The organism is Streptomyces sp. NPDC005955 (assembly GCF_042871255.1).
In the GTDB taxonomy this organism is placed as follows: domain Bacteria; phylum Actinomycetota; class Actinomycetes; order Streptomycetales; family Streptomycetaceae; genus Streptomyces.
Genome location: NZ_JBIAIF010000016.1, coordinates 163,113 through 186,915 on the forward strand (window position 1 = coordinate 163,113; position 23,803 = coordinate 186,915).

The 23,803-nt window shown below is 73.3% G+C and carries 18 protein-coding genes and 1 pseudogene; 4 read left to right on the forward strand and 15 right to left on the reverse strand.

Going from position 1 to position 23,803, the window contains the following annotated elements; genetic code table 11:
* Positions 1–3 precede the first annotated feature (3 nt).
* Positions 4–207, reverse strand: a complete 204-nt coding sequence (locus ACFYOU_RS29780) for a DUF6059 family protein (RefSeq protein WP_391309935.1) — start codon at positions 205–207, stop codon at positions 4–6.
* 210 nt (positions 208–417) lie between these two features.
* Between ACFYOU_RS29780 and ACFYOU_RS29785 the strand changes: the two genes are divergently transcribed.
* The gene (locus ACFYOU_RS29785; RefSeq protein ID WP_391309937.1) at positions 418–1,191 is read left to right on the forward strand and encodes a BTAD domain-containing putative transcriptional regulator; all 774 of its coding nucleotides are present in this window, start codon (positions 418–420) and stop codon (positions 1,189–1,191) included.
* Positions 1,192–1,244: 53 nt separating this feature from the next.
* On the opposite strand, the gene ACFYOU_RS29790 is transcribed toward ACFYOU_RS29785, so the two are convergent.
* A complete protein-coding gene (locus ACFYOU_RS29790) occupies positions 1,245–4,055 on the reverse strand; it encodes an AAA family ATPase (protein ID WP_391309939.1) in 2,811 nt (936 codons plus the stop codon).
* Between the two features lie 251 nt (positions 4,056–4,306).
* A complete protein-coding gene (locus tag ACFYOU_RS29795; RefSeq protein WP_391309940.1) occupies positions 4,307–5,737 on the reverse strand; it encodes an MFS transporter in 1,431 nt (476 codons plus the stop codon).
* A 100-nt stretch (positions 5,738–5,837) separates the two neighbouring features.
* On the opposite strand from ACFYOU_RS29795, the gene ACFYOU_RS29800 reads away from it, so the two are divergent.
* The 3 genes from ACFYOU_RS29800 to ACFYOU_RS29810 all read left to right on the forward strand — a co-directional run bounded on the left by ACFYOU_RS29800 (position 5,838) and on the right by ACFYOU_RS29810 (position 8,063).
* Positions 5,838–6,443, forward strand: coding sequence for a TetR family transcriptional regulator (locus tag ACFYOU_RS29800; protein ID WP_391309942.1), 606 nt, complete (start codon positions 5,838–5,840; stop codon positions 6,441–6,443).
* An 80-nt stretch (positions 6,444–6,523) separates the two neighbouring features.
* The gene (locus ACFYOU_RS29805) at positions 6,524–7,039 is read left to right on the forward strand and encodes a hypothetical protein (protein WP_389764313.1); all 516 of its coding nucleotides are present in this window, start codon (positions 6,524–6,526) and stop codon (positions 7,037–7,039) included.
* 13 nt (positions 7,040–7,052) lie between these two features.
* Positions 7,053–8,063 (forward strand): aldo/keto reductase, encoded by a 1,011-nt coding sequence (locus ACFYOU_RS29810; protein ID WP_391309944.1) that lies wholly within the window; start codon positions 7,053–7,055, stop codon positions 8,061–8,063.
* 63 nt (positions 8,064–8,126) lie between these two features.
* Here ACFYOU_RS29810 and ACFYOU_RS29815 read toward each other — a convergent pair whose 3' ends face one another.
* The 12 genes and pseudogenes from ACFYOU_RS29815 to ACFYOU_RS29870 form a co-directional block, all read right to left on the reverse strand.
* Positions 8,127–8,321, reverse strand: a complete 195-nt coding sequence (locus ACFYOU_RS29815; protein ID WP_389764309.1) for a ferredoxin — start codon at positions 8,319–8,321, stop codon at positions 8,127–8,129.
* Positions 8,318–9,547, reverse strand: a complete 1,230-nt coding sequence (locus ACFYOU_RS29820) for a cytochrome P450 (protein WP_391309947.1) — start codon at positions 9,545–9,547, stop codon at positions 8,318–8,320. The genes ACFYOU_RS29815 and ACFYOU_RS29820 overlap by 4 nt, the downstream gene beginning before the upstream one ends.
* A 27-nt stretch (positions 9,548–9,574) precedes the next feature.
* A complete protein-coding gene (locus tag ACFYOU_RS29825) occupies positions 9,575–10,765 on the reverse strand; it encodes an acyltransferase family protein (protein WP_391309949.1) in 1,191 nt (396 codons plus the stop codon).
* A 53-nt stretch (positions 10,766–10,818) separates the two neighbouring features.
* Positions 10,819–11,025, reverse strand: coding sequence for a 4Fe-4S domain-containing protein (locus ACFYOU_RS29830; protein WP_391309951.1), 207 nt, complete (start codon positions 11,023–11,025; stop codon positions 10,819–10,821).
* Between the two features lie 7 nt (positions 11,026–11,032).
* Positions 11,033–12,220: a cytochrome P450 gene (locus ACFYOU_RS29835; protein WP_391309953.1), complete on the reverse strand. Its 1,188-nt coding sequence runs from the start codon at positions 12,218–12,220 to the stop codon at positions 11,033–11,035.
* Between the two features lie 197 nt (positions 12,221–12,417).
* Positions 12,418–14,058: a dipeptide ABC transporter ATP-binding protein gene (locus ACFYOU_RS29840; protein ID WP_391309955.1), complete on the reverse strand. Its 1,641-nt coding sequence runs from the start codon at positions 14,056–14,058 to the stop codon at positions 12,418–12,420.
* Positions 14,055–14,864 (reverse strand): ABC transporter permease subunit, encoded by an 810-nt coding sequence (locus ACFYOU_RS29845; RefSeq protein WP_391309958.1) that lies wholly within the window; start codon positions 14,862–14,864, stop codon positions 14,055–14,057. The genes ACFYOU_RS29840 and ACFYOU_RS29845 overlap by 4 nt, the downstream gene beginning before the upstream one ends.
* Complete coding sequence (locus ACFYOU_RS29850) at positions 14,861–15,862, reverse strand: ABC transporter permease subunit (RefSeq protein WP_391309960.1); 1,002 nt, start codon at positions 15,860–15,862, stop codon at positions 14,861–14,863. The genes ACFYOU_RS29845 and ACFYOU_RS29850 overlap by 4 nt, the downstream gene beginning before the upstream one ends.
* Positions 15,847–17,499, reverse strand: coding sequence for an ABC transporter substrate-binding protein (locus tag ACFYOU_RS29855; RefSeq protein WP_391309962.1), 1,653 nt, complete (start codon positions 17,497–17,499; stop codon positions 15,847–15,849). The genes ACFYOU_RS29850 and ACFYOU_RS29855 overlap by 16 nt, the downstream gene beginning before the upstream one ends.
* 109 nt (positions 17,500–17,608) lie before the next feature.
* Complete coding sequence (locus tag ACFYOU_RS29860; RefSeq protein ID WP_391309964.1) at positions 17,609–18,595, reverse strand: MsnO8 family LLM class oxidoreductase; 987 nt, start codon at positions 18,593–18,595, stop codon at positions 17,609–17,611.
* 107 nt (positions 18,596–18,702) lie between these two features.
* The gene (locus tag ACFYOU_RS29865; protein ID WP_391309966.1) at positions 18,703–20,631 is read right to left on the reverse strand and encodes an HAD-IIIC family phosphatase; all 1,929 of its coding nucleotides are present in this window, start codon (positions 20,629–20,631) and stop codon (positions 18,703–18,705) included.
* A pseudogene (locus ACFYOU_RS29870) lies at positions 20,628–23,774 on the reverse strand (type I polyketide synthase); the annotation flags it as partial. The pseudogene ACFYOU_RS29870 and the gene ACFYOU_RS29865, both read right to left, overlap by 4 nt.
* Positions 23,775–23,803 lie beyond the last annotated feature (29 nt).

A 23,803-nucleotide genomic window follows, 5' to 3' on the forward strand; every position in this document is an offset into this window, starting at 1 on the left:
GGATCAGCGGGACGGCGGGGTGAGGTCGTCCCACATGGCCTGTTCCTGCTCCGTGGCGGGGAGCCAGGGACACAGCCGTTCCGGGTGGCCCGGGGCGGGAGCGTGCCCCGGGACGAGTGGGGTCTCCGGGATGTGGACCCAGAGGTGACCGTAGGCGATCAACGCCGCCCAGATGCGTGCCAGACAGCGCCGGACCAGGAGTGACATCCCGTCACCGTCGGGCACGAGGCCAAAGCGTCGCCAAAGCCGTCAGGCCACTGACCTGCCCGCCCCTGCTCCCGCTCCCCTCAACAACCACGAGATCAAGCCAATACGGCTACGTACGTACTTTCCCCGATGCGCGGACTCGACGCCGGAGATGACAGTGATGCACCACGTGAGACTCACACATGTGTTCCCTGACTGGACGAGGATGCGATGCGCTACGAACTCCTTGGGCCCCTCCGCATTCGCCACGCGGAGCAGAGCTTCTCGCTGTCCGCCCCGAAGGTGGAGACGACGCTGGCCACGCTGCTGATCGGCAACGGCCGGGTCATCACCAAGGAACACCTCGTGACGGAGCTCTGGGGCGGCCGACCACCGCGCCGGGCCTCGGCCGCGGTGCACGTGTACGTCTCGCAGTCCCGCAAGTTCCTGGCCGCGGCGGGCGGTGACCCGGGGCGCGCCATCGTCACCCGGCCGCTCGGGTACGAGCTGTGCCTGAACGGTTCGAGCTGGGACGTGGACGACTTCAAGGCCGCGATGCGGGCGGGTCGCGAACTGCGGTCGGCCGGTCGGCACGAGGAGGCGTTGGCGCGGTTCGAGGACGCCCTGTCACTGGTGCGCGGTCCCGTTCTGGAGGGGGTCACGGAGGGGCCCGTACTGACCTCGTTCGCGACCTGGGCGGAGGAGGAGCGGTTGCAGTGCCTGGAGTTGTCGGTGGAGTCGCGCACGGCCCTCGGACGGCACCGCGAGGTGGTCGGCCTGCTCAGCACGCTCACCGCCCAGTACCCGTTGCGGGAGTCGTTCTACCGGCAGTTGATGCTGGTGCTGTACCGCTCCGAGAGACAGGCCGAAGCGCTCCAGGTGTACCGCTCGGCGCAGCGGGTGCTGCGCGCCGAGCTCGGCCTCGAACCGCACCGGTCGCTGCGGTTGTTGCACCAGGCCATCCTCACCTCCGACCGGTTGCTCGACCTGCCCACGGCGGGTTGAGCGGACCCGCGGCCCGTCCCCGCCCGCTTGAGGTGGTCCCGGGGTCGGCGCCGTCAGGCGGCCCGGGCCAGCAGCCGCACCAGGGCGGCCCGGCTGTGGACGCCGAGCTTGCTGTAGATGCGGGTGAGGTGCACGTCGACGGTGCGCGGACTGACCAGGAGGCGTTCGGCGATGTCACGGGTCTTCAGGCCCTGGCCCGCGAGGTCGGCCACCTGCCGCTCCCGGAGGGTCAGTTCGGCGAGGCCGTCCGCGGCGGCGGCGGTCTCGCCGTTGCCGCAGGCCAGATGGGCGATGCGGGCGAGGTCACGGGCGCGCATGCCGGCGGTGGTCTCGCCCAGCAGGGCGTGTGCCTCGTGGTAGCAGTGGGCGGCGTCCGCCGGGAGGGAGCCGGCGAGCAGGACGTGGCCGCGGGCGAGGAGTGCGTACCCGTGCTGCTCCGTCACCCGGGCCTCGGCGGCTGCCGTTTCGGCGCGTTCCGCCCAGCAGGTCGCGTCGGCGCCGGTGACCACGGACGCGGCGGCCAGGAGTTCGTACACCCGGGCGGCGAGGATGCGGGCCGGTTGGGGTACGCGCCGGGCGTCCCGGGCCGGCAGCAGCAGGGCGAGCGCGGTGTGCCCGTCGCCCGCCGCGAGGGCCGCCTCGGCGTGCAGCAGGGCGATGACCGAGGTGCGGGGGACCTCTCCGGTCACCGCCCCGTGGCTGTCCGGGCGGGTCGGGTGCGGTCCGGCGTCCCCGAGCCACGCCCAGGCCGCGGCGGTGACGGCGTCGGCGAGGGCCACGTGGTGGTCGCTGCCCGTCGCCCGGGCGAGCGAGCGTGCTTCCTGAGCGGACTCCAGCGCCTCGGACATCCGCCCGTCCTGGTAGGCGACGTAGGCCAGGACGTTCAGCAGCATGGGCAGCAGATGGGTGTCGCCGCGCAGCCGGGCCGTGGCGAGGGCGCGCTCGGCGTGCGCCTGCGCGGGACCGTACCAACCCATCGCCGATTCACCGCAGGCCAGCACCGCGAGGTAGCCGGCGAAGACGTCGGCGCCGCCCAGTTCCGCCGGGGTGCCGGGGCCGTGGGGCTCCAGACCGTCGAGGATCTGGGCGCAGGTGTCCAGGTCGGTTTCGGCGGCGCTCAGGTCCCCGGCGAAGACGGTGCTCAGTCCGCGCAGCGCGAGCGCGCCGGCGGCGGTGATCGGTGGGGCGGCTTCGGTGTGCCGGGCGAGGACCTCCACATCGGCGCGGGAGGGGAGTTGCCCGGCGAGCACCAGGACCAGTTGGGACTGCACCTGGAGGGCCGCCTCCGGTCTGCCCGTGCCGCGCAGGGCCGCCAGGAGCGGGGCGAGGAGCGCCCCGGCCTCGTCGGGCAGGCCCAGCGTCGCCTGGACCAGGGCGATCGTGGCGACGGCGGGGATGCGGTCGGCGGGCGGCAGGTCGGCGAGGGTCGCGAGGATCTCGCGGGTCAGGGTCCGCAGATGGGTGACGTCGCCCTCGGCCGCGAGGGCCTGGACCACGGGGAGCCACAGCTCGCAGCCCGGTGAGCAGGTGGCGTCGGGGCCGGTGGGCGGGTCCGCCGCGCGCGCCGGTTCGCGGGCGGCGCGGTGCAGGCGCAGGGCGGCGGCGGTCCACTGGGCGGCGAGGGCGGTGCGTCCCGCGGGCAGTGCCTCCTTGACGGCGGCGCCGAGCACCGCCCGGTCCCGGGGGGCGGCGAGGGAGCCGGAGAGGACCACGTGCGGGGCCAGGTCGAACGGGAGGGCGCCCAGGGCCGTGAGGTGGGTCAGGGCCCTGCGGTGGGCGGCGAGCCGCCAGCAGGAGTCGGCCTCGCCGTACAGGAAGTCGCGCAGCAGGGGGTCGCGGAACGCCAGGACGCTGCTGCGGGGTGCGGCGCGGACGAGGTCGCGGGTGCGCAGCGAGCCGAGTGCCCGGCACGCCTCGTCCTGGGCCATCCGGGCGACGACCGCGACGGATTCGACGTCGAAGGACTCGCCGAGCACGGCCGCCGCGTGTGCGGCGAGCCGTTCGTCCGGGTCGAGGGGTGCGCACTCGGTGAGCAGTCGGGTCTCCAGGCCGCGGCGCACGGCCAGGTGTCCGGGGTCGTCGGGCGGGCCCTCCTCGGCGGCGAGTGCGGTGAGGTGCAGGGGGTTGCCGCCGCTGCGTTCGTGGAGTCGGTCGAGCTCGGGGGCGTCGATCCGCACGGCGAGCAGTTCCGCGCTCTGGGCGAGGGTCAGCGGGGCCAGGTTCACCTCTTCGACGGTGCCCAGTTCGACGCCGTGGCGGACCGCCAGGCGCAGACCGACCGGGGCCTGGCGCGGCCGGTGGGCGACGACGATCCCGAGGCCGCCGCCGATGGGCCGGCGCATCAGGGCTTCCACGAGTCGCACCGAGCAGGGGTCGGCCCAGTGGAAGTCGTCGAGGACGAGCAGCAGACCGCGGGGCACGGCGGCGACGCAGTCCGCGATCATGCGGCGCAGTTCGGCGAAGTAGTGGCAGCCGCGGGTGAGTCCGCCGCCGGACGGGACGAGTGCGGTGGGGTCGCGGGGCGGGCGGGCGAGGCTGTGCACCAGGGCCGCGGAGCCGAGGGTCAACGCGGGGCCGCCGGCTCCGGTGCTTTCGAGGCCGCCGAACGCCTGGGCGAAGGGGCGCAGCGGCACCGGTTCCCGTTCGGCTGCGGTGCACAGTCCGCGTAACACCACGACGCCCTGGGCCCGGGCTTCGGCGGCGAGCGCGGCGAGCAGCGCGGTCTTGCCGGACCCCGGGTCCCCGGTGAGTTCCACGGTCGCGTCCCGGCGGGCGGTCGCCGATCGGACGAGGTCGCGGAGCGTCTCCAGTTCCGTGCGGCGGACGGCGGTGCGCGTCTTCGTCCCTGCGAGAGCGGTGACCATGTCGGCCGGTCTCCTTCCGCGGTCTGCTGCAACGGCGGTCGGGACGCCTCTCGGGTCCCGGGCACCGCTGAGGGCTCCGCCAGCATAGGAGAGCACCGAGAGAGCGGTTTATCACGCAACATAACGTTCACGGAACCGCCCGTACGCTTCGGCGGGATCCGCCCGGTGGAAGCGCGGATCCCGGTCCTGGTGGAGGGTCTGTGGCCGGCCGTCGGGTCGGTCCGTGTGGCGTGCCGGCCGCCGGGCGGGGGTCAGTCCTGTGCGGCGGGCTCCGGTGTGCGGGCGCCGGGGCCGTACCAGAACGCCACCGCGACGGCGATGGCGAGGGCGGTGAGCGCCGAGGCCCAGACGAACACGTCGGAGATCGTGTCGGCGACGGCTCCGCCGTCGGCGGTGAAGGGGATCAGGAGGACGGCGAGGCCCACGGAACCGCCGATGGTCAGGGCGGTCTGGAGCACTCCGGCGGTGACTCCGGCGTACTCGGGCGGAGCCGTCGACAGGATGATGATGTTGAAGGGGACGATGGCCACGCCCACGCCGACGCCGATGAGCACGATCTGCGGCAGGACGCCGGTGGCGTAGGAGCTGTTCCCGTCGAGCAGGGTCAGCCAGGCCACGCCGGCCAGCACGACGACCAGTCCGCCGATGGCGCGCAGCTTGAGGTCGATCGGTGCGAGGTGCTTGGTGAGGACCTGGGTGGTGACCAGCAGGGCGAGACCGAAGGGCAGGATGGCGAGGCCGCTCTGGAGGGCGTTGAGGTCAAGCACTCCTTGGAGGTACTGGACGAGGTAGATGAGGAAGCTGGTGAGGACGGCGGCGAGGAGCAGCAGGTTCAGGAAGGACCCGGCGCGCACCCGGTCGGCGAAGATGCGTCCCGGGAGCAGTGGTTCGGCGCTGCGGGAGTCGACGACGAACAGGGCGGTCCACAGCACGGCGGACGCGGCCAGTGCGGTGATGCTCCAGGGGTCGCCCCAGCCCTGCTCGGCGGCGTGCACGAGGCCGTAGACGCCGGCGGTGACCGCTCCGCTGACCAGGGCAGCGCTGGGCAGCCCGAGCGAACGGGGGCGGGTGGGGCCGTCCTTGAGGCCCAGGGTCTTGGCGGCGAGCAGCAGCAGGGCCAGGCCCACGGGGACGTTGACCAGCAGGCTCCAGCGCCAGTCCCCGGCCCAGGTCAGCAGGCCGCCGAGGACCATGCCGCCGGAGGCGCCGAGGCCCGCGACGGTGGAGTAGAGGCCGAAGGCGCGCTGTTGGCGTTCCCCTTCGAAGACGAGGGCGAGCAGGGCGAGTCCGGTGGGGCCGGCGATGGCGGCGCCGATGCCCTGGAGGGCCCGTCCGAAGAGCAGGACCTCCAGGTTGGGGGCGAGGCCGGCGATCAGGGAGGCCACGACGACCAGCGAGATGCCGCCGAGGAAGACCTTGCGGTGGCCGAGGGCGTCGCCGAGTCGGCCGGCGAAGAGCAGCAGCCCGCCGAAGGCGAGGAGGAAGGCGTTCGGCACCCAGGAGGCCGAGGCGACGGAGGCGCCGAGGTCCTCCTGGAGGGCCGGCAGGGCCACGTTCACGATGGTGCCGTCGAGTTGGAGCATGAACTCCGCGCCCACGATCGCGGTGAGCGCCAGGGCCCAGGAGGTCTGTGGGGGCGCGGCGCCCTTCGGGAGCTCGCCGGGGGCGGTGTCTGCGGTCATGGGTCCTCCACGGTCGGCGCGGGATACTATGGTGAGACAGCCTCAGGTTAGGCGGATGCAGTTAACCTGAGGCATCCTCAGGTAGTCAAGTGGAGGTCCCGTGGCAGACGACCCGCCCTACATCGCACAGCGCCCGAAACGGGCCGACGGCGCCCGCAACTACGACGCGATCCTCGCCGCGGCCCGCAAGGCGTTCGAGGCCGAGGGCTCCGACGCGGCCCTGGAGGACATCGCCGCCCGCGCCGGGGTGGCGATCGGCACCCTCTACCGCCACTTCCCGACCCGAGCCGCACTGGTCGAGGCGGCCACCCGGGACGGTCTCGCCCACCTCATCGCCCGCGCCGAGGGCCTGGCCGACGAGGACGACCCGCTGGCCGCACTGACGGAGTGGATGGACTGCGCCGTCCACCACATCAGCACGTTCCGGGGGCTCGTCGGCATCCTCACCCAGAGCATGTACGACGAGGGCACGCCTTCGCACGCCGCGTGCGCCGCGATGCACAGCAGCGGGGCGGACCTGCTGCGCGCCGCCCAACGGGCCGAGCTGATCCGCCCCGACCTCACCGCCGACGAACTGTTCGACCTGCTCAGCGGGGCGGCCTGGGTCCGCGAGAACGCACGGCCGGGCCAGGACGACGGCAGCGAACGGTTCCTGCGCCTGGTGCTGGAGGGGATCGTCGTGCACGCCCCACCGCCCGGGCGGTGAGTGCACGTCCTTTAGAACCGGTTGAGCGGGGCCTCCTAGCGTCTACGGGAATCGCGCATCCCGCATCAGGAGGGCTCATCGTGGTGTTGCAGGTCCTGTACGACCGGCTGCTGCCGCTGGTCGCCACGCCCCCGAAGACCGACTCGACGGAGGTGGGCGCCCTGCGTGACACCAGCCGGTCGCTCATCCTGCGCGACCTCACCGAGAAGGTGGTCGCCTACCGGTCGAACAACCCCGACCCCACGGGGACCAGCCCCACCGAGAACGACTTCGCGACCGTGTCCCTGGAGATCTTCGGCCCGGACGGTGCGCCGCTCGGGCGCACCGAGGGCGCGGGCCGGATGCTCTACCGCCAGCCGGGCGACGGCCACTTCGTCGCCTACTTCGGCGAAGAGATCACCCTCCACGACGGGAACGTCATCAGGGCGGGCGGACTGGTCGACGACGCCCGGCTCACGGCGGGCGAACACGCGACGTTCCCGGCCGTCGTCGTCGGCGGACCCCTGCGCGGCGCGATCGGCTTCCGGCAGTTCCGGCCGCTGGTCAAGGAATCGCACAGCACGTACGAGTCGTCGATCGTCGTCTACAAGAAGTGAGGGGACCCGACCGATGACCCGCACCGCCCCGCTGCCCACCCGCACGATCGGCTCGCTCACCGTGGGGGCCCAGGGCCTGGGCTGTCTCGGACTGTCCGAGTTCTACGGGTCTTACGGCCCCGTGGACCCGCAGCGCGCGATCGCCACCGTCCGGCACGCCCTCGACCTGGGCGTCACGCTCCTGGACACGGCGGACGTCTACGGCCACGGAGCCAACGAGGAACTGATCGGCAAGGCGATCGCCGGGCGACGCGAACAAGCGGTGATCTCCACCAAGTTCGGAGTCGTCCGGCCGGGCCCGGGGGTCGGTACGGGCATCCGCGGGGACGCGGCCCACGTCCGGGCGAGCTGTGAGGCCTCGCTGCGGCGCCTCGGGGTCGACCACATCGACCTGTTCACCCTCACCCGGATCGACCGGAACGTGCCCGTGGAGGAGACCGTCGGGGCACTCGCGGAACTCCGGACTGCGGGCAAGATCCGCGAGTTCGGACTGAGCGAGGTCGGCCCGAAGACGCTGGCCCGGGCCCATGCGGTCGCCCCGGTGGCCGCCCTCCAGACCGAGTGGTCCCTGTGGTCGCGGGACATCGAGCAGGAGCTGGTGGCGACGTGCCGACGGCTCGGCGTGGCGATCGTCCCGTACGCGCCGCTCGGCCGGGGGTTCCTCGCCGGCGCCGTCCGCTCGGTGGACCAGCTGGCCGAGGGCGACTTCCGCCGGTTCGGCCTCCCCCGCTTCGCCCCGGAGCACCTCGCCGCCAACCTGCCCCTGGTCGACCGGCTCGCCGCCCTCGCCGACCGGCTCGGCGCCTCACCGGCCCAACTGTCGCTGGCCTGGCTCCACCAGCGCGGCCCCGACGTCGTCCCCATCCCGGGCACCGGTGACGTGGCGCACCTGGAGGAGAACGCGGCGGCGGTGCGACTCGCCCTGGGCGCGGAGGAGCTCGCCGCCGTCACCGCCGCGGTTCCCCCGGCCGAGGTCCGGGGCGCCCGCTGGAACGAGCAGAGCATGGCCTACATCGGCCTCTGAGCGCCCTGCGGCGGGCGCACCGGGGGGTGGGGACGGGGGTCGGCCCTCGTCCCCACCCCCGCGTCACTCCGTGGCCAGCGACAACGCCCGGGACGGGCACAGGTCCACCACCAGTTCGATCTCCTCGCGGACGTCCTCGTCCGGCTCGGGGTCGAGGACCACCACCAGCCCGTCGTCCCCGTGGTCGAAGACCGCGGGCACCGTGACCGCGCAGTGGCCCGCGGCCATGCACCGCTCCCGGTCGGCGTTCACCCTCATCGGCGTGCCTCCCCCGACCAGGTGACGGGCAGTCGGTGCACGCCCTGCATGGTGCCGCCGGTGCGTACCGGCAGTTCGTCGACGGGCACCGCGAGCCGCAGGTCCGGAATCCGTTCGAAGAGCGTCGAGAACGCCACCTCCAGCTCCATCCGGGCCAGGTTCTGCCCGAGGCACTGGTGGATGCCGAAGCCGAAGGTGAGGTGCTGGCGACCGGACGGCACGCCACCGCGGCCCGCACCGCGGTGGACGTCGAAGGCGTACGGGTCGTCGTAGACCCCGGGGTCCCGGTTGGTCATCGAGGAGGAGACGAGCACGCCCTCCCCGGCCCGGATGACGACTCCGTCGACCGCGATGTCCGAGGTCGCGACCCGGACCCCCGACACATCGGTGACGGACACGATCCGCAGCAGTTCGTCGACGGCCGCGGGCAGTTCCTCGGGCGAAGCGGCGCGCAGTGCGGCCAGTTGCTCCGGGTGTTCCAGCAGGGTGACCACACCGAGCGCGATCATCTGGGAGGTCGTGTCGTGGCCGCCGATCAGCAGGGCCAGGGCGATCCGCAACAGGTCGTCGCGGGTGAGGTCCCGGTCGTCCACCTGACGGGCCAGCCGGGCCAACACCCCCTCCCCCGGGTCGGATGCGCCCTCCGTCGCGGTGATCAGGTCGTCCAGGTAGTCCCACAGCGCCCGCCCGGCCGCCTCGGCGCCCTCCGCGTCCCTCGCCTGGAGCAGGTTCGTCGTCTTGGTCTCGAAGAACTCGTGGTCCTCGTAGGGGACGCCGAGCAGTTCGGAGATCACCATGGACGGGATCGGCAGCGCGAAGTCCTGCACCAGGTCGGCGGACGGCCCCGTGCGCAGCATGTCGTCGACGAGGCGACCCGCCAGTTCCTCGACCCCGCCCCGTAGGTCCCGCACCCGTTTGAGGCTGAAGTGCGGGGCCAGCATCCTGCGGTGCACGTCGTGGACCGGCGGATCGAACCCGATGAGGGCGAGGGGTTTGAAGATGGGCGCCTCGAAGCGGGGCAGCACCACCGGGAAGTCGTCCCGGGAGCGGTCCGCGGAGAGCCGTGGATCAGCGAGGAGCTTCCGTGCGGCGGCGTGTCCGGTGACCATCCAGATCGCCCGGCCGTCCCACAACTCCACCTGGTGCAGCGGTCCGTTCCGCCCGATGTCCTGGTATCCGGGGGACGGTTGGTAGGGACAGGTCCGGTCCTGCGGGTAGGAGAACAAGGGGCACGTTCCTTTCCGTGGTTCGGGTCAGTCGGAGAGGGCGGGTGCCGACGGCGCCTCCCGTACGTCCGGGCGGTGTTCGGCGGGAGCGGGCGCGTCCCGGGACCGGCCCAGGCGGCGCATCCCCGGGTCCTCGACGAACCGGTGCAGCGCCCAGGCCAGCAGCGTCGTCACGGCGAACAGCGCGGCGAGCAGCCCCGTCGCCGGCAGCACGTCCCAGGTGCGCCCCGCGCCGAGCAGCCGGTGTCCGACGATCAGCACGAGGTAGTGCACCAGGTACGAGGCGTAGGACACCGTGCCCAGCCAGCGGGCGACCCGACCGCGCAGCGCCGAACGGCCTCCGGCCACGTCCACCGCGGCGATCGCCGGGACGAGCAGGGCGATCGGCACCACGATCGGTGCCGTCAGGCTGTACACACCGGGGAACTGCCAGACCTGTGCCGCGAAGCCGACGGAGAGCAGGGCGAACGCGGCCAACGGACCGAGACGGATCCACCGGCCCTCACGGACGATCCGCGCCATGATCATGCCGAGCACGAAGTCCAGCATCCGGACCGGGGGGAACGACACCAGGAACCAGTTCTGGACGAGCGACATGTCCTGGCCCGGCAGCCGCGGGGCGCCGGTCAGCCAGGCGGAGGCCAGTGCGGGCAGCACCATCACCGCTGCGGCGACGGCCCCGGCCGCCGCCCACAGGCCGCGGGCGGGGACGCGCCGGACGACGGCGTACAGCAGAGGGAAGGCGAGGTAGAAGAACAGGTCGCAGGCGAGCGACCAGGTGACCACGTTGACCGAGAGGATGACGTCGAGCTGGGGGTACCAGGTGTGCACCAGGAACAGCCCCGGCAGCGCTTTCAGCACGTCCAGGTCCTGCCCCCACCACAGCGCGACCCCCACCGCGGCGGCGAAGGCCACGAGGTGGTTCGGGTAGACCTTCGCCAACCGACGGCGCCAGAACCGGCGCGCCGGCTGCCCCGCCCGCACCGACCAGGTGAGGACGAACCCGCTCAGGACGAAGAAGAACTCCACCCCGAGCCAGCCGATCGCGAAGGCGAAGGGCCGCAGCGCGCGCTCGGTCTCCGGGTGGAAGTAGCCGAGCACGAAGGCGTGGCAGAGGAAGACCAGGAACGCCGCGACGAACCGCGTTCCGGTGAGTGACGGGAGTCTGGACGGCTCGTCGGCGGGGCGGACGCCCGGCGTCCGGGGGTGGGGTGGCATGTTCGGTGCTCGCTTCTCTCTTGTGCTCGGGACGCTCGCGTCCGGGCGGTGCTTCAGTTCGCGGACGGACCCTCGGTCACGTCGATGGCCCGCGCCGGGCACAGGTAGGCGGCCTTCCGGGTCCTGGCGTGGTGCTCCGGCGCGGGGCGGGAGGTGAGCACCACGACGAGGCCCTCGTCGTCCTGGTCGAACACCTCGGGGAGGGTGGCCATGCAACGGCCGCCGCTGATGCAGGACTCGCGGTCCGCGTACACCCGCACGGCGCCGTCACCACTCCACCGGGAGGGACAGCACCCGCTGCACCGTGCCCGCGCCGAGGATGGGCAGTTCGGCCACGTCGACGGCGAGCCGGATGCCCGGGAGGCGGGTGAACAGTTCCCGGAACGCCACTTCGAGTTCGAGGCGGGCGAGGTTCTGTCCCAGGCACTGGTGGATGCCGAACCCGAACGTCACGTGGTGGGTGTCCGCGCGCAGCACGTCGAACTCGTCGGGGCGCTCGTGGGCGTTCTCGTCCCGGTTGGCGAGGGTGCCGGACACCAGGACGCCCTCGCCGGCCCGGATGAGGTGACCGCCGATCTCGATGTCGCCCTTGGCGATCCGGGTGGCGACCAGGTCGGTGGTGGCGATGAAGCGCAGCAGTTCCTCGACGGCTCCGGGCAGCCGGTCGCCGTCCTCCAGCACCTTGGCCAACTGCTCCGGGTGTTCGAGCAGGGTGATGACGCCGAGCGCCAGCGAGGAGGAGGTCGTCTCGTGCGCGGCGATGAGCAGGACGAGGGCGATGGAGACCAGTTCGTCGTGCCCGATGTCCCCGGTGAGGACGCGCTCGGTGACGAGTTGCCCGAGCAGGCCCTCCGTCGGCGACTTGATCTGTTCGGTCACCAGTGCGTCGATGTAGTCGACGAGGTTCTGGGCCGCGGTCGCCGACTCCTCCTCCGTGCCGAGCATCACCTTGCCGCTGGCGTCCTGGAAGAACGCGTGGTCCTCGTACGGCACCCCGAGGTGGCGGCAGATCACCAGGGACGGCAGCGGCACCGCGAGCAGCGGGATCAGGTCGGCCGGCGGGCCCTGGTCGACGATGCGGTCGACGAATCCGGAGACGATCTGCTCGATCTCCGGCTTCATCCGGCGCACCTGCTTCAGGCTGAAGTGCGGGTTCAGATAGCGCCGGTAGGTGTCGTGCACCGGCGGGTCCATCGCGATCAGCGCGAGGCTGCGGGCGATCTGGGAGCGGAACCGCGGGGCGACGATGGGGAAGTCGGGGTGGGTGCGCAGCGAGGAGAGGTTGGGGTGGGTGAGGATGTCACGGGACTCCTTGTACCCGGTGATCATCCATGCCTCGCGGCCGTCGAAGAGGGTCACCTTGAGGACCGGTCCCGCCGCACCGATCTCGCGGTATCCGGCGGGCGGCTGATAGGGGCAGGTGCGCGGCTGGGGGTAGGGCGGGGATGCGGTCATGGGGCTACGTCCTTCACACGGGAGGCGAACATCGGAGAACGCAGGGACGAAGGGACGAAGGGCGGGGCGGGGAAGACGGCGAGCGCAGGGCACTCAGGGCACGCAGGTCGTTCGGGAATCGCGGAGGGCGCCCGAGCCTGCGGAGACTCGACGCTATGCAGCCCGGGCACCCTGGGCAAGAGCGGTTAAGCGGGGCTTCAGAACCGCTTTCGTCCGGTCGCGCCCAGCCGGGGGACGGCCGCGAGCAGGGCCTTGGTGTAGGGGTCCCGCGGGCCGGCGAACACGTCGCGGGCGGAGCCGGTCTCCACGATCCGGCCGTCCTTCATCACGGCGACCCGGTGGCTGAGCCTGCGCACCACCCCCAGGTCGTGGGAGATGAACACGTAGGCCACGCCGAGGCGTTGCTGTACCCGCACCAGGACGTCGAGGACCTGGGCCTGGACGGAGGCGTCGAGGGCCGACACCGGTTCGTCGCAGACGACGACGTCGGGGTCCGGGGCGAGCGCCCGGGCGATGGCGACCCGTTGGCGCTGTCCCCCGGACAGGTCGCGGGCCCGGCGGTCGAGCACCGTCTCGGGCAGGTCGACGTACGTCAGGAGTTCCGCCACCCGCGCCGCGCGGGCGCCGCGCGCCGTGCGCACCGCCTTCAGCGGTTCCTCCAGCAGTTGCCGGGTGGTGTAACGCGGGTCGAAGGAGCCCAGCGGGTACTGGTGGATCATCTGGACGCGTCGGCGGTCCGTGCGGCGTTCGGCGGCGGAGCGTTCGGTCCAGGAGCGGCCGTCGAGGGTGATCCGGCCGCTGTCGGGCGGCACGAGTCCCATCAGCATCCGGCCCACGGTCGTCTTCCCGGAGCCCGATTCCCCCACGATGCCGAGGGTCTCGCCGGCCCGCACGGTCAGCGACACCCCGTCGACGGCGGTGAGCGCGGGCCCGTGCGGCGACCGGTACCGCTTGACGACGTCCTCGGCGCGCAGCAGCACCGGGCCGGGTTCGGCGGGAACGGCCCTGGTGTCGCCCCCCGGGACGGCGGCCAGCAGGGCGCGGGTGTAGGGGTGGCGGGGGTCGGTGAGGACCTGCCGGGCGGACCCCTCCTCGACGAAGACGCCGTCCTTCATGACGTGGATGTGGTCGGCGAGTTCCCCGACGACACCGAGGTCGTGGCTGATGAGCAGGACGGCCGTGCCGGCGCGGGCGTGCTCGCGCAGCAGGTGCAGGATCTGTTGTTGCACCGTGGCGTCCAGGGCCGTGGTGGGTTCGTCGGCGATCAGCAGATCGGGGCGGGCGGCGAGTGCGGAGGCGATCAGGGCGCGCTGGCGCAGTCCGCCGGAGAGTTGGTGCGGGTACTGGGCGGCCCTGATCCGGGGGCGGGGCACTCCGGCGGCGGCGAGCAGCCGTTCGACCTCGGCGGGGATCCGGGCGGCGGGCACGGTGCGGTGTTCCCGCAGGGGTTCGGCCACCTCGGCGCCGACCCGGCGCAGCGGGTCGAGGGAGCCCAGCGCGTCCTGGAGGACGAAGCCGACCCGGCGGCCCCGTAGGGCGCGCCAGCGGCGGGGGTCGGCGCGGCGCAGGTCGATGCCGTCGAAGGTGAGGGTCCGGGCGTCGACGGTGGCACCGTCGCCGGCCAGGCCGACCAGGCTCCGGGCGGTGACGCTCTTGCCCGAGCCGGACTCGCCGACCACGGCGACGACCTGTCCGCGCCGGATGCTCAGCGACACCCCGCGGACGGCGTCCACCCGGCGGCGACCGCGGCCGAAGCCCACCTTGAGGTCCTCCACCCGGACGAGTTCGGTGCCGCCCTCGGCGTGCACGGGGGATTCCGTGGTGGTCGCCTCGGTCATCGGTGTCTCCCGTCGAGGGTGTGTTGGAGGTGCCGGCCGAGGACGGTGACGGCGAGGACGGTGAGGGTGATGGCGGCGCCGGGGAAGGCGGCGGGCCACCAGGCGACGGCGAGGAACTCCCGGCTGTCGGCGAGCATCGCCCCCCACTCGGCGGTGGGGGGCCGCGGGCCGAGGCCGACGAAGCTGAGGCTGGAGCTGGCCACGACCATGGCGCCCAGGGAAACGGTGGCCAGGGCCAGGACGGGTCCGGCGGCGTTGGGCAGGACGTGCCGGAGGACCACCTGGGTGCGGGTCCAGCCGAAGCCGTGGGCGGCTTCGACGTACGCCTTCGAGCGGAGTCCGATCACTTCGGCGCGGGCGACCCGGGCGAAGCCGGGCAGGGACACGACGGCGAGCCCCACGGTGGCCGTGGTGGCGCCCGGCCCGAGCACCGCGACCACCAGGAAGACCAGGAGCAGCCCGGGCACGGACAGGACGACGTCCAGCAGTCGGCTGATGACCTGGTCGGCGATCCGGCCGAGTTGCGCGGCGGCGACGCCGACGAGCGTGCCGCCGACGAGGGCGAGACCGACCGCGCCGGCGCCGATGAGCAGGGAGGGTCGGGCTCCGTGGACGATCCGCGCGTACAGGTCGCGTCCGCTCTGGTCGGTGCCGAGCAGATGGCCGTCGCCGGGGGGTTGCAGAAGGGCGTTCACATCGGTGGCGTTGGGGTCGGTGCCGGTGAAGAGCGCGGGGGCGGCGGCCATGGCGGCCAGGACGAGGAGCACCGCCACGCCCAGCCAGAGCCCGGTGCGGGGGCGGTTCACGTCGACCTCCCGGTGTCGCGGGTGCGGGGGTCGATCAGCCAGTGCAGGGCGTCGACGGCGATGTTGACGAGGACGAAGACGGTGGCGGCCAGCAGGACCACGGCGATCACGACGGGCAGGTCCTTGTTCTGGACGGCGGAGAGCATCAGCCGTCCCACTCCCTGTCGGGAGAACACGATCTCGATGATGACGGCGCCGCCGATGAGGGAGCCGGCGATCCAGCCCATCAGGGTGGTGGCGGGCAGCAGGGCGTGGCGCAGGACGTGCCGGAACCGCAGGGCCAGTTCGCCGATGCCGCGGGCCCGGGCGGTCACCGCGAAGGGTTCCTCCAGGGCCCGGAGCAGCCCTTCCCGCAGGACCTGGGCGACCACGGCGGTGGGCGCGGCGGCGAGGGCGACGGTGGGCAGGACCAGTCCGCTGACCCCGGCGGTGCCGACGGTGGGGAACCAGTGGAGGGTGAACGAGAAGACGGTGAGCAGGAGCAGCCCGAGGAAGAACGGGGGCAGGGCCACCACCAGGGATTCCACGGCGGCGAACAGGGCCGGGACCCAGCCGCGGCCGTGGGCGCCGAGCACGGCGAGCAGGACGGAGCCCACCGCGGTGACGAGCAGGGTGGACAGGATCAGCAGCAGGGTGTCGGGCAGTTGGGAGCCGATGGCGTCCCAGACGGGTTGGCGCAGCACGTACGAGTCGCCGAAGTCGCCGCGGACGATGCGGCCGAGGTAGGTGGCGTACTGGATCAGCAGCGGGTCGTCGAGGCGGTACTGGGCGATGATCTCGGCACGGACCTGCGGGCTGACGCTGGAGCGGGCGAGCAGCACGTCGGCGGTGCTGCCGGGCATGATCTGGATGAGGAGGAAGGTCAGGGTCACGGCGCCCCACAGGACGCCGACGGAGCCGGCGGCGCGGACCAGGACGAGCCTGAGGAGGCGGGCCCGACGGGCCCGCTCCGGGGCGGTGTCTCCCGGAGCGGGCCCGACGGTCAGGAGGTCAGCCATGCGGCGTACAGGTCGGCGGAGCCGTCGGCGGTGAAGCCGGTGCCGCGTACGGCGTCGCGGGCGGCGAGGGTGGAGACCGGGGAGTAGATCGGGAGCACGGCCGCGTCCTCGGTGATCTTCCGCTGCACCTCGCCGTAGATCCGGAACTGTTCCGACCGGTCCTCGGCGCGTTGCGCGGCGAGGAAGAGCCGTTCCACCTCCGGGTCGTCGTAGCGGGCCATGTTGTTGCTGATGCCGCGCTTGGGGGTGGGGATGTTCTCCTTGCCGAACAGGACGCGCAGCACGTCGGGGCCCGGTGCGGAGAAGCTGGTGTCGATGACGTCGTAGTCGGCGGCGAGCAGTCGTTTGACGAAGGTGCCGCCGTCGACGTTCTCCTCGACGAACTGGACGCCCAGCTTCTTCGCCGCGGCCTGCACCTGGACGGCGAGGTTGGTGATCGACGGGTCGGACCACAGGTGGCGGACCTTCAGGCGCTTGCCGTTCTTGGTGCGGTAGCCGTCCTCGTCGCGGCCGGTCCAGCCGGCGCGGTCCAGGAGGCGGCCGGCCTCGGCGGGGTCGTGGGCGTGGGCGGCGCCCTGGTCGGCGCGGCCGGGGGTGCTGGCGGACAGCGGGCCGTCCGCGGCGGGGTACTGGCCGAAGTACACCTTCCGCGCGAGGGTGGCCCAGTCGATGCCGGCGCGCAGGGCCTTGCGGACGGCGACGTCGGCGAGCGGGCCGTTCGCGGTGTTGGGCCAGTAGCTGTAGTTGGCGCCGGGGAAGTCCTTCGTGTGGAGGGTGAAGCCGGGGGTCTTGCGCAGGCTCCGGGTGCTGGTGGGGTCGAGTCCGGTGGCCGCGTCGATCTGTCCGCTGGTGAGCGCGCCGTTGCGGGAGGCGTTGTCGGGCACGACCTGGACGGCGATGCCGTCGAGGTGGGCGGGCCCGGAGTGTTCCGCGGACTTGGGGGCCCACCGGTAGTCGGGGTTCTTGACGAGGTCGATGCCCTTCTGGGCGACGAGTCCGGTCTTAGTGCGGAAGGGGCCGGTGCCGACGATCTTCTTGCAGAGGGTGGCGGGCGAGCCCTTGAGGGTGGCCGGGGACTCGATGCCGAGGTTGGGCAGGGCGAGGGCGCCGAGCAGGCCGGAGTCGGGCCGCTTCAGGGTGATCTCCGCCGTGTGGGCATTGATCGCGCGGGAGGACTTGTACGCCGAGATCAGGCTGGAGGCGAGCAGGGACTTGGTGTCCGGGTCGGCCACGTGGTCCAGGTTGGCGACCACGGCGGCGGCGTCGAACGCGGCGCCGTCGGTGAAGGTGACGTCGTCGCGCAGGACGAAGGTGTAGGTCAGCCCGTCGGGCGAGACCTTCCAGCTCTTGGCGAGCCAGGGCTCGAAGGTGCCCTTGGCGGTCTGGTGCACCAGGGAGTCGACGATCGGGCGGGTCAGCAGTCGGGCCGCCTCGGTGGGGCTCTGGTGCGGGTCCAGGCACTCGGGTTCCTTGGCGATGGCCAGGCGCAGGGTGCCGCCCTCGCGGGGCGGGCCGCCGGCCTTGCCGCCCCCTCCCCCGGTGTCCGCCGAGCACGCGGTCACCAGCGCCAGCAGCAGCGCGGTGGCGCCCGCCCCGGTGGCGGGTCTGTGTGTACGTATCCGTGTGCCCGAGTGCATCGGTGTCCTCATCGCTTGGTTCGTGACGATTGGTCAGCCACGGTGCACGGCCGGGCTAAAGCCGCTCTGAAAGCGTGGGACGCGGGGGCGGGAGGGGCGGCCGGGGTGCTCAGAGGGAGCCGGCGATCTTCGCGAGGTGTTCGTAGGAACGGATGCGGGCCTCGTGGTCGGGCACCTGGGTCAGGACGAACAGTTCGTCGGCGCGGGTGCGGGCGACCAGGTCGGCCAGGCGGGGAGCGATCCGGTCGGGGGAACCGACGAACTGCGGGTCGATGCGGGAGCGCAGGAACTGTCGCTCGGTGGGGGTGAAGCGGTGGGCGGCGGTCTCCTCCTCGGTCGGCAGGACGCCTTCGGGGTCGACGGTGCGCATCAGGATCTGGCCGTACACGAAGGATTCGGCGAGCCGCTCGGCGCGCTCGTCGCTGTCCGCGGCGACCGCTATCACGGCGACGCAGGCGTGCGGCTCCGGTTGTTCGGGGGTGCCGCGGAACGCCTCGCGGTAGGCGTGCAGCGCCTCGGGGGCGCCGCCGCCGACGATGGCGTGGGCGTACACGTAGGGCAGTGCGGCCCGGCCCGCGTGGACGGCGCTGTTGACGCTGGACCCGACGAGCCAGAAGCGGGGCGGGGTCTCGGGCTCCGGCACGGCCCGCACCCCCGACTGCCCCTCGCCGAAGTACCCCTGGAGTTCTTGGAGTTGTGCGTCGAAGCCGAGGCCACGGGGGTCGCCGAGCCGGGCCGTGGAGGCCGGGGAGCCGCCGGTGGCCCGGCCGAGCCCGAGGTCGACCCGTCCGGGGTAGAGGCTGGCGAGCACCCCGAACTGCTCGGCGACGGCGAGGGCGGAGTGGTTGGGCAGCAGGACCGCCCCGGAGCCCACGGTGAGGGTGCGGGTGGCCGCGAGGAGCGGGCCGGCCAGGACCGCGGGGCTGGAGGTGGCCAGGGCGGGGGTGCCGTGGTGTTCGGCCACCCAGTAGCGCCGGTAGCCGAAGCCCTCGACCGCTCGGGCGAGGTCGACGGTGCGGCGCAGCGCGTCACCGGGCGTGTCGCCCCGCCAGACGGGCACCGTGTCGTGCACCGAGATCGCGATTCCTTCGGCCAACGGGCTCTCCTCCTACCGTTCGGGTCGCCACCGTCCACCGTGCGAAGTGATCCTGAGGCGACCTCATGTTGTCTGCGCCCCAGTTAAGTTGAGGGCCCCTCAGGTTGTCAATGCGCGGGCCCGCCGCGCCCGGGCGGGCGGCCCGCGGCGGGGAGCAGGTCCTCGGCGGCGTCGAGGGTGAGGTGCCCGGGCACCTCGACGGGCTTGACCAGTGCGTGCCGGAACTCCCGGCCCTCCGGCCCGTCCCGTACGACCTCGAACCCGTAGTGCACGTAGAAGTCCGCGACCTTCGCGTTCTTCGCGGTCGGCCGGTAGCTGCCGCACACGGCCGTGAAACCGGCCGCGCGGGCCCGGTCGAGCAGTGCGGCCAGACCCGCCTGTTCGATGCCGCGGGAGAAGACCCGGCAGCTCAGCAGGACGTTCTCGATGTGCAGGACGTCGTCGCCGGACCGCAGGAACACCGCCCCCACCAGGCCGTTGCCACCGAACCGGTCGCCGGAGGCGAGCGTCAGGACCCGGGTGGCGGGACCGGCCGCGGCCTGCCGCACCTCGTCGACCGTGAGGCGACGGGTGGTGAGGTTGAACTGATTGGTGCGCAGGGTGAGTTGACTGACGCGTGCGAGCTCGGAGGGGAGCACGGGCGCCAAGGTGACCCGTACGTCGAGTCCGGCGAGGAAGTCCGCCGCGCTGCCCGCCGCCGCGAGGAAGTCCGAGCGGGCCGCCTCCTGCCGGTAGCGGCGGGTGCGGACCCGGTCCTCGGACGTGACCGCCGTCGTCGTGAACCAGCCGTCGGCCAGCAACCGCTGCACGTGCAGCGCCGGATCACCGTCCAGGGCGACCACCACCGTCTCCGGCAGCTCCGCCGTGACCGCCGCGCACTCGCGGACGTTGTCGTCCGCGAACACCACGCTGTCGCCACCGAGGTTCAGTCCCGCGGTGAGCTCGCGCAGGGACACCGGCTTGGGCTGCCAGCCGGCCAGCACCCGCACGAAGTCCTCCTCCCGCACCCGCAGGTCCGGGTGGTCCCGCAGCGCCGACCGCACCGTGTCCGGATCGTTCTTGCTGACGGCGGCCAACAGCACGCCCTGGGACTGGAGTTGTTTGACGACGCCCTGGAACCGGTGGAACGCGTCCCCCCGACGGCCGTGGGCCACCTCGATGCCCTCCACCCCGTCGTCGCCCAGGACGCCGCCCCACAGCGTCTCGTCCAGGTCCACGGCGAGCACCTTCTTCGACCGGCCGGTCAGTGCGCGCACGAGATGGCCCAGTTCCCGGGCGTAGGCGCCGAGCAGGTGGTCGGAGAAGCGGGCGCCCGCGTACACCTCGAAGCGCGGGTCGGCCAAGGGGATCGGATCGCCCAGGAGCGGGTCGACGTCGACCACGAGGGTCCGTCCGGTCGCCGCACCGAGGCCGAGGAGTTCCGCGTTGGCCGCCCGCCAGGCCGCGCCCAGCCGGGCCCGGGCCGGGTAGTCGAGCAGCTGGGCCTGCCAGTTCCCGGGCAACGGGAGGGTGTTGAGGACGAGGGTGCCCGGGGTCCGGGCGGTGTATCCGGTGGCGAGCTCCCGCCAGAGCGCGACCTTGGCCGCCAGGGTCGCGGTGACGTCCTCGACCGTGAACGGTACGGGCACCTCGTCGAACACCGTGGCGTGGTCGAGTACGCACACGGTCACGTCCACCGGTCGGGCGTGCAGGGAGCTCGTGGGGTCACCGAGCTCCCTGACGTACGAGCCGAAGTCGGTGAGCCGTACCGACGGGACGAACCCGTGGCGGGCGAGTTCGCCGACGAGCGCCGTGCGCAGGCCGTCCAGGGTGCCGCCGCCGGTGAGGGCCACCGTCACGGACGGCAGGTCCGGGTGGTGGGCCGGCACGGGCGTCAGATCGGCGCGGGCGAGCAGCCGGGCCGCCCGGGCGAGGTCCGTGCGCTCCATCGCCCTCAGCAGCGGGGCGACCCGGTCGAAGCGCCGCCCGAGTTCGCCGTCGCGGTGCAGGGCGCGCAGCTGGTCGAGCGGGGACGTGCCGTCGGTGGGCGTGGTCATCGGACGGTCTCCTGGGGGCGGGGGGCGAGCGAGTCGACCAGGTGCACGGCCAGGGTGTGCGCGGTGCGGTGCTCCAGCACCACGCCGGGACGCACCTCCAGCCCGGTGTCCCGGGTCAGCCGGGTGGCGATCTCCAGCGAACCGAAGGACGTGATGCCGAGGTCGGTGAGGTCGTCGTCGGGGTCCACCTCCCCGGGAGCGTGACCGAGGGCCGCGGCGACCGCGGCGAGCACCCGCTCGACCACCACGGCGAACCGTTCCTCCTCGGGGACCTCTCCGAGCGGTGGCCCGCCCGGCACCTCCTCGTCGGGGACCGAAGGGACGACGGACGGGGCGACGGACGGCAGCCGGAGGCCCGGCGCGTCGCCCGGGTGCGGTGCCGGGCGGGCGAGCCAGAACGCCCGGTGCTGGAACGGGTAGACGGGGACCGCGGCGGGGTCGGCGAGGGGCCCCGCACCGAGCAGCCCGGTCCAGTCGACGCGCACGCCGTGGCAGTGCGCCTCGGCGACGGCCCCCACCACGGACCGGCCCTCCGCGGAGGGCCGCCGGACCAACGGGATCGTCGCCACCGCGTCCCGCCGGTCGGCGAGGCAGTCCGCGATCAGCCCGGTGACCGTCGGATCGGGACCGATCTCGACGAAGGTGTCGACGCCCAGGGCGTACAGGGATTCCACTCCGTCGTGGAAGCGGACCGTCCCGCGCGCCTGCGCCGACCAGTGGTCGGGCGCGGCCAGTCCGGCCCGGTCGACGGGGGCCCCGGTGCGGTCGGTGACCAGCGGCACCCGCGGCTCGGACACCGTGATCCGGGCGGCCACCGCGTCGATCTCGGGCAGCGCCGGGTCCATGTGCGCCGAGTGGAACGCATGGCTCACCCGCAGGGCCTTGGTGCGCACCCCACGGGCGCGCCAGGCCGCGGCGAGGGCCCGCACCGCTCCGGCGTCCCCGGAGACCACGGTGGAGCGGGGCCCGTTGACGGCGGCCACCGACACCGCTCCCCCGAACTCGGCGAGTGAGGCGAGGACGTCCGCTTCGGGAGCCCGGATCGCCACCATGCTCCCGCCGCCGGGCGCGGCCTGCATCGCCCGGGCCCGGGCCACGACCAGCGCTGCCGCGTCCGTCAGTTCCAGGGCGCCGCCGACGTACGCCGCCGTGAGCTCGCCGATGGAGTGGCCGAACAGCGCCGCCGGGACGATGCCGAAGGACTCGGCGAGCCGGGCGAGCGCGGCCTGGGTGGCGAACAGCGCGGGTTGGGTGAACTCGGTGCGCTCCAGCAGTGCCGCCCGCGGGCCGCCGGGGGCGGCGAGGACGAGATCGCGCAGGGCGGGCCCGTCGGCCGACGGGTCGCGCGCCGCGTCCAGGGCGGCGCACACGGTGTCGAAGGTCTGCGCGTACACCGGGAAGCGGGCGTGGAGTTCGGCGCCCATGCCCGGCCGTTGGGTGCCCTGGCCGCTGAACACGAAGCCGACCCGCCGGCCGGGCTTCGCGGTGCTGACCGTGCTCGACGGGCCGGCCAGGGCTTCGAGTTGACGTTCCAGTTCACTCGCGTCGGCCCCGGTGACGGCGGCCCGGTGGCGGAACGCGGTGCGCCGGGTGGCCAGGGTGCGCGCCACGGCAGCGAGGTCGTGGTCCGGCCGCTGCCGCAGCAGTTCCCGGAGCCGTTCCGCTTGGGCGCGCACCGCCCCGGGCGCCTTGCCGGACAGGACCCAGACCACGTCGGTGCCAGGTGCGGAGGGGGGTTCGTCGGGCGGGGCGGTTGGGGACGCGGTGGCGGTTGGGGGCGCGGTGGCGGTTGGGGGCGCGGTGGCGTCCGGCTGGTGTTCCGCCACGATCAGATGGGCGTTGGTGCCGCTGATGCCGAAGGACGAGACGCCGGCCCGGCGCGGTCGGCCGGGCTCGGCGGGCCAGGGGCGGGGGGTGCTGAGGACCCGTACGCGGTCGGCGGGCCAGTCGACGAACTCCGACCACTCGTCGGCGTGCAGGGTCGCCGGCAGCACCCCGTGCCGCAGTGCCTGCACCGTCTTGATCACTCCGGCCACGCCCGCGGCGGCCTGGGTGTGGCCCAGGTTGGACTTCACCGAACCCAGGTGCAGCGGCCGGTCCCGCCCCGGGGCCCCGCCGTAGGCGGCGATCAACGCACCCGCCTCGATCGGGTCGCCGAGGGCCGTGCCGGTTCCGTGGGCCTCCACCGCGTCGACGGCGTCGGCCGGGACGCCGGCGGCCCGCAGTGCGGCTTCGATCACCTTGCGCTGGGCGGCTCCGCTGGGCGCGGTCAGTCCGTTGCTGGCGCCGTCGGAGTTGATCGCGGAGCCGGGCAGCAGCGCCAGCACGGGGTGAGCGGCGCGGACCGCGTCCGAGAGCCGCTCCAGGACGAGCAGGCCCGCGCCCTCCCCGAAGCCGGTGCCGTCGGCTCCCTTGCCGAACGCCTTGCACCGGCCGTCGGCGGCGAGGCCGCCCTGGGCGGCGAAGTCCGTGAAGACCCGGGGCGTCGCCATCACCGTCACCCCGCCGGCGAGCGCCAGATCGCATTCGGACCTGCGCAGGGACTCCACGGCCAGGTGCACCGCGACCAGGGACGAGGAGCAGGCGGTGTCCACGGTCAGGGCGGGCCCTTCGAAACCGAAGGTGTGGGCGAGCCGACCGGACACGATGCTGGCGGCGTTGCCGGTCATCAGGTGCCCCTCGATGTCGGCGGGGACGGTGCCGGCGGGCGGTGCGTACTCCTGCTGGATGGCCCCGGCGAAGACCCCGGTGCGGCTGCCCCGCAGCTCGGCGGGGAGCAACCCGGCGCGTTCCAGGGCCTCCCAGGACAGTTCGAGGAGCTGACGGTGCTGCGGGTCCATGGCCAGGGCCTCCTTCGGCCCGATGCCGAAGAAGGCGGGGTCGAAGCCGGCCGCGTCGTCGAGGAAGCCGCCGGTGTGCGCGTGGCGCAGCGCGTCCGGCGCCCAGCCGCGGTCCCCCGGTGGTCCGCCGACGGTGTCGACGCCCTGGTCGACCACCCTCCACAGGTCCTCCGGCGAACGCACTCCTCCGGGATAGCGGCAGGCCATGGCGATGATGGCCACCGGTTCGGCACGCGCCTGCGCCAGGGCTTCGTGGCGCGCCAACTCCTCTTTGGTGCGGGCGAGTTCTGAGGTCGTCCACTGGAGGTACTCGACCAGCTTCGCTTCGTCGG

What these genes read in the sequence shown, in the direction of transcription:
- ACFYOU_RS29795 (WP_391309940.1), bottom strand. Translation starts at nt 5,737, where the DNA reads ATGACCGCAGACACCGCCCCCGGCGAGCTCCCGAAGGGCGCCGCGCCC.
- ACFYOU_RS29865 (WP_391309966.1), bottom strand. Translation starts at nt 20,631, where the DNA reads ATGACCACGCCCACCGACGGCACGTCCCCGCTCGACCAGCTGCGCGCC.
- ACFYOU_RS29835 (WP_391309953.1), bottom strand. Translation starts at nt 12,220, where the DNA reads ATGACCGCATCCCCGCCCTACCCCCAGCCGCGCACCTGCCCCTATCAG.
- ACFYOU_RS29850 (WP_391309960.1), bottom strand. Translation starts at nt 15,862, where the DNA reads ATGGCTGACCTCCTGACCGTCGGGCCCGCTCCGGGAGACACCGCCCCG.
- ACFYOU_RS29785 (WP_391309937.1), top strand. Translation starts at nt 418, where the DNA reads ATGCGCTACGAACTCCTTGGGCCCCTCCGCATTCGCCACGCGGAGCAG.
- ACFYOU_RS29825 (WP_391309949.1), bottom strand. Translation starts at nt 10,765, where the DNA reads ATGCCACCCCACCCCCGGACGCCGGGCGTCCGCCCCGCCGACGAGCCG.
- ACFYOU_RS29815 (WP_389764309.1), bottom strand. Translation starts at nt 8,321, where the DNA reads ATGAGGGTGAACGCCGACCGGGAGCGGTGCATGGCCGCGGGCCACTGC.
- ACFYOU_RS29810 (WP_391309944.1), top strand. Translation starts at nt 7,053, where the DNA reads ATGACCCGCACCGCCCCGCTGCCCACCCGCACGATCGGCTCGCTCACC.
- ACFYOU_RS29780 (WP_391309935.1), bottom strand. Translation starts at nt 207, where the DNA reads ATGTCACTCCTGGTCCGGCGCTGTCTGGCACGCATCTGGGCGGCGTTG.
- ACFYOU_RS29840 (WP_391309955.1), bottom strand. Translation starts at nt 14,058, where the DNA reads ATGACCGAGGCGACCACCACGGAATCCCCCGTGCACGCCGAGGGCGGC.
- ACFYOU_RS29790 (WP_391309939.1), bottom strand. Translation starts at nt 4,055, where the DNA reads ATGGTCACCGCTCTCGCAGGGACGAAGACGCGCACCGCCGTCCGCCGC.
- ACFYOU_RS29855 (WP_391309962.1), bottom strand. Translation starts at nt 17,499, where the DNA reads ATGCACTCGGGCACACGGATACGTACACACAGACCCGCCACCGGGGCG.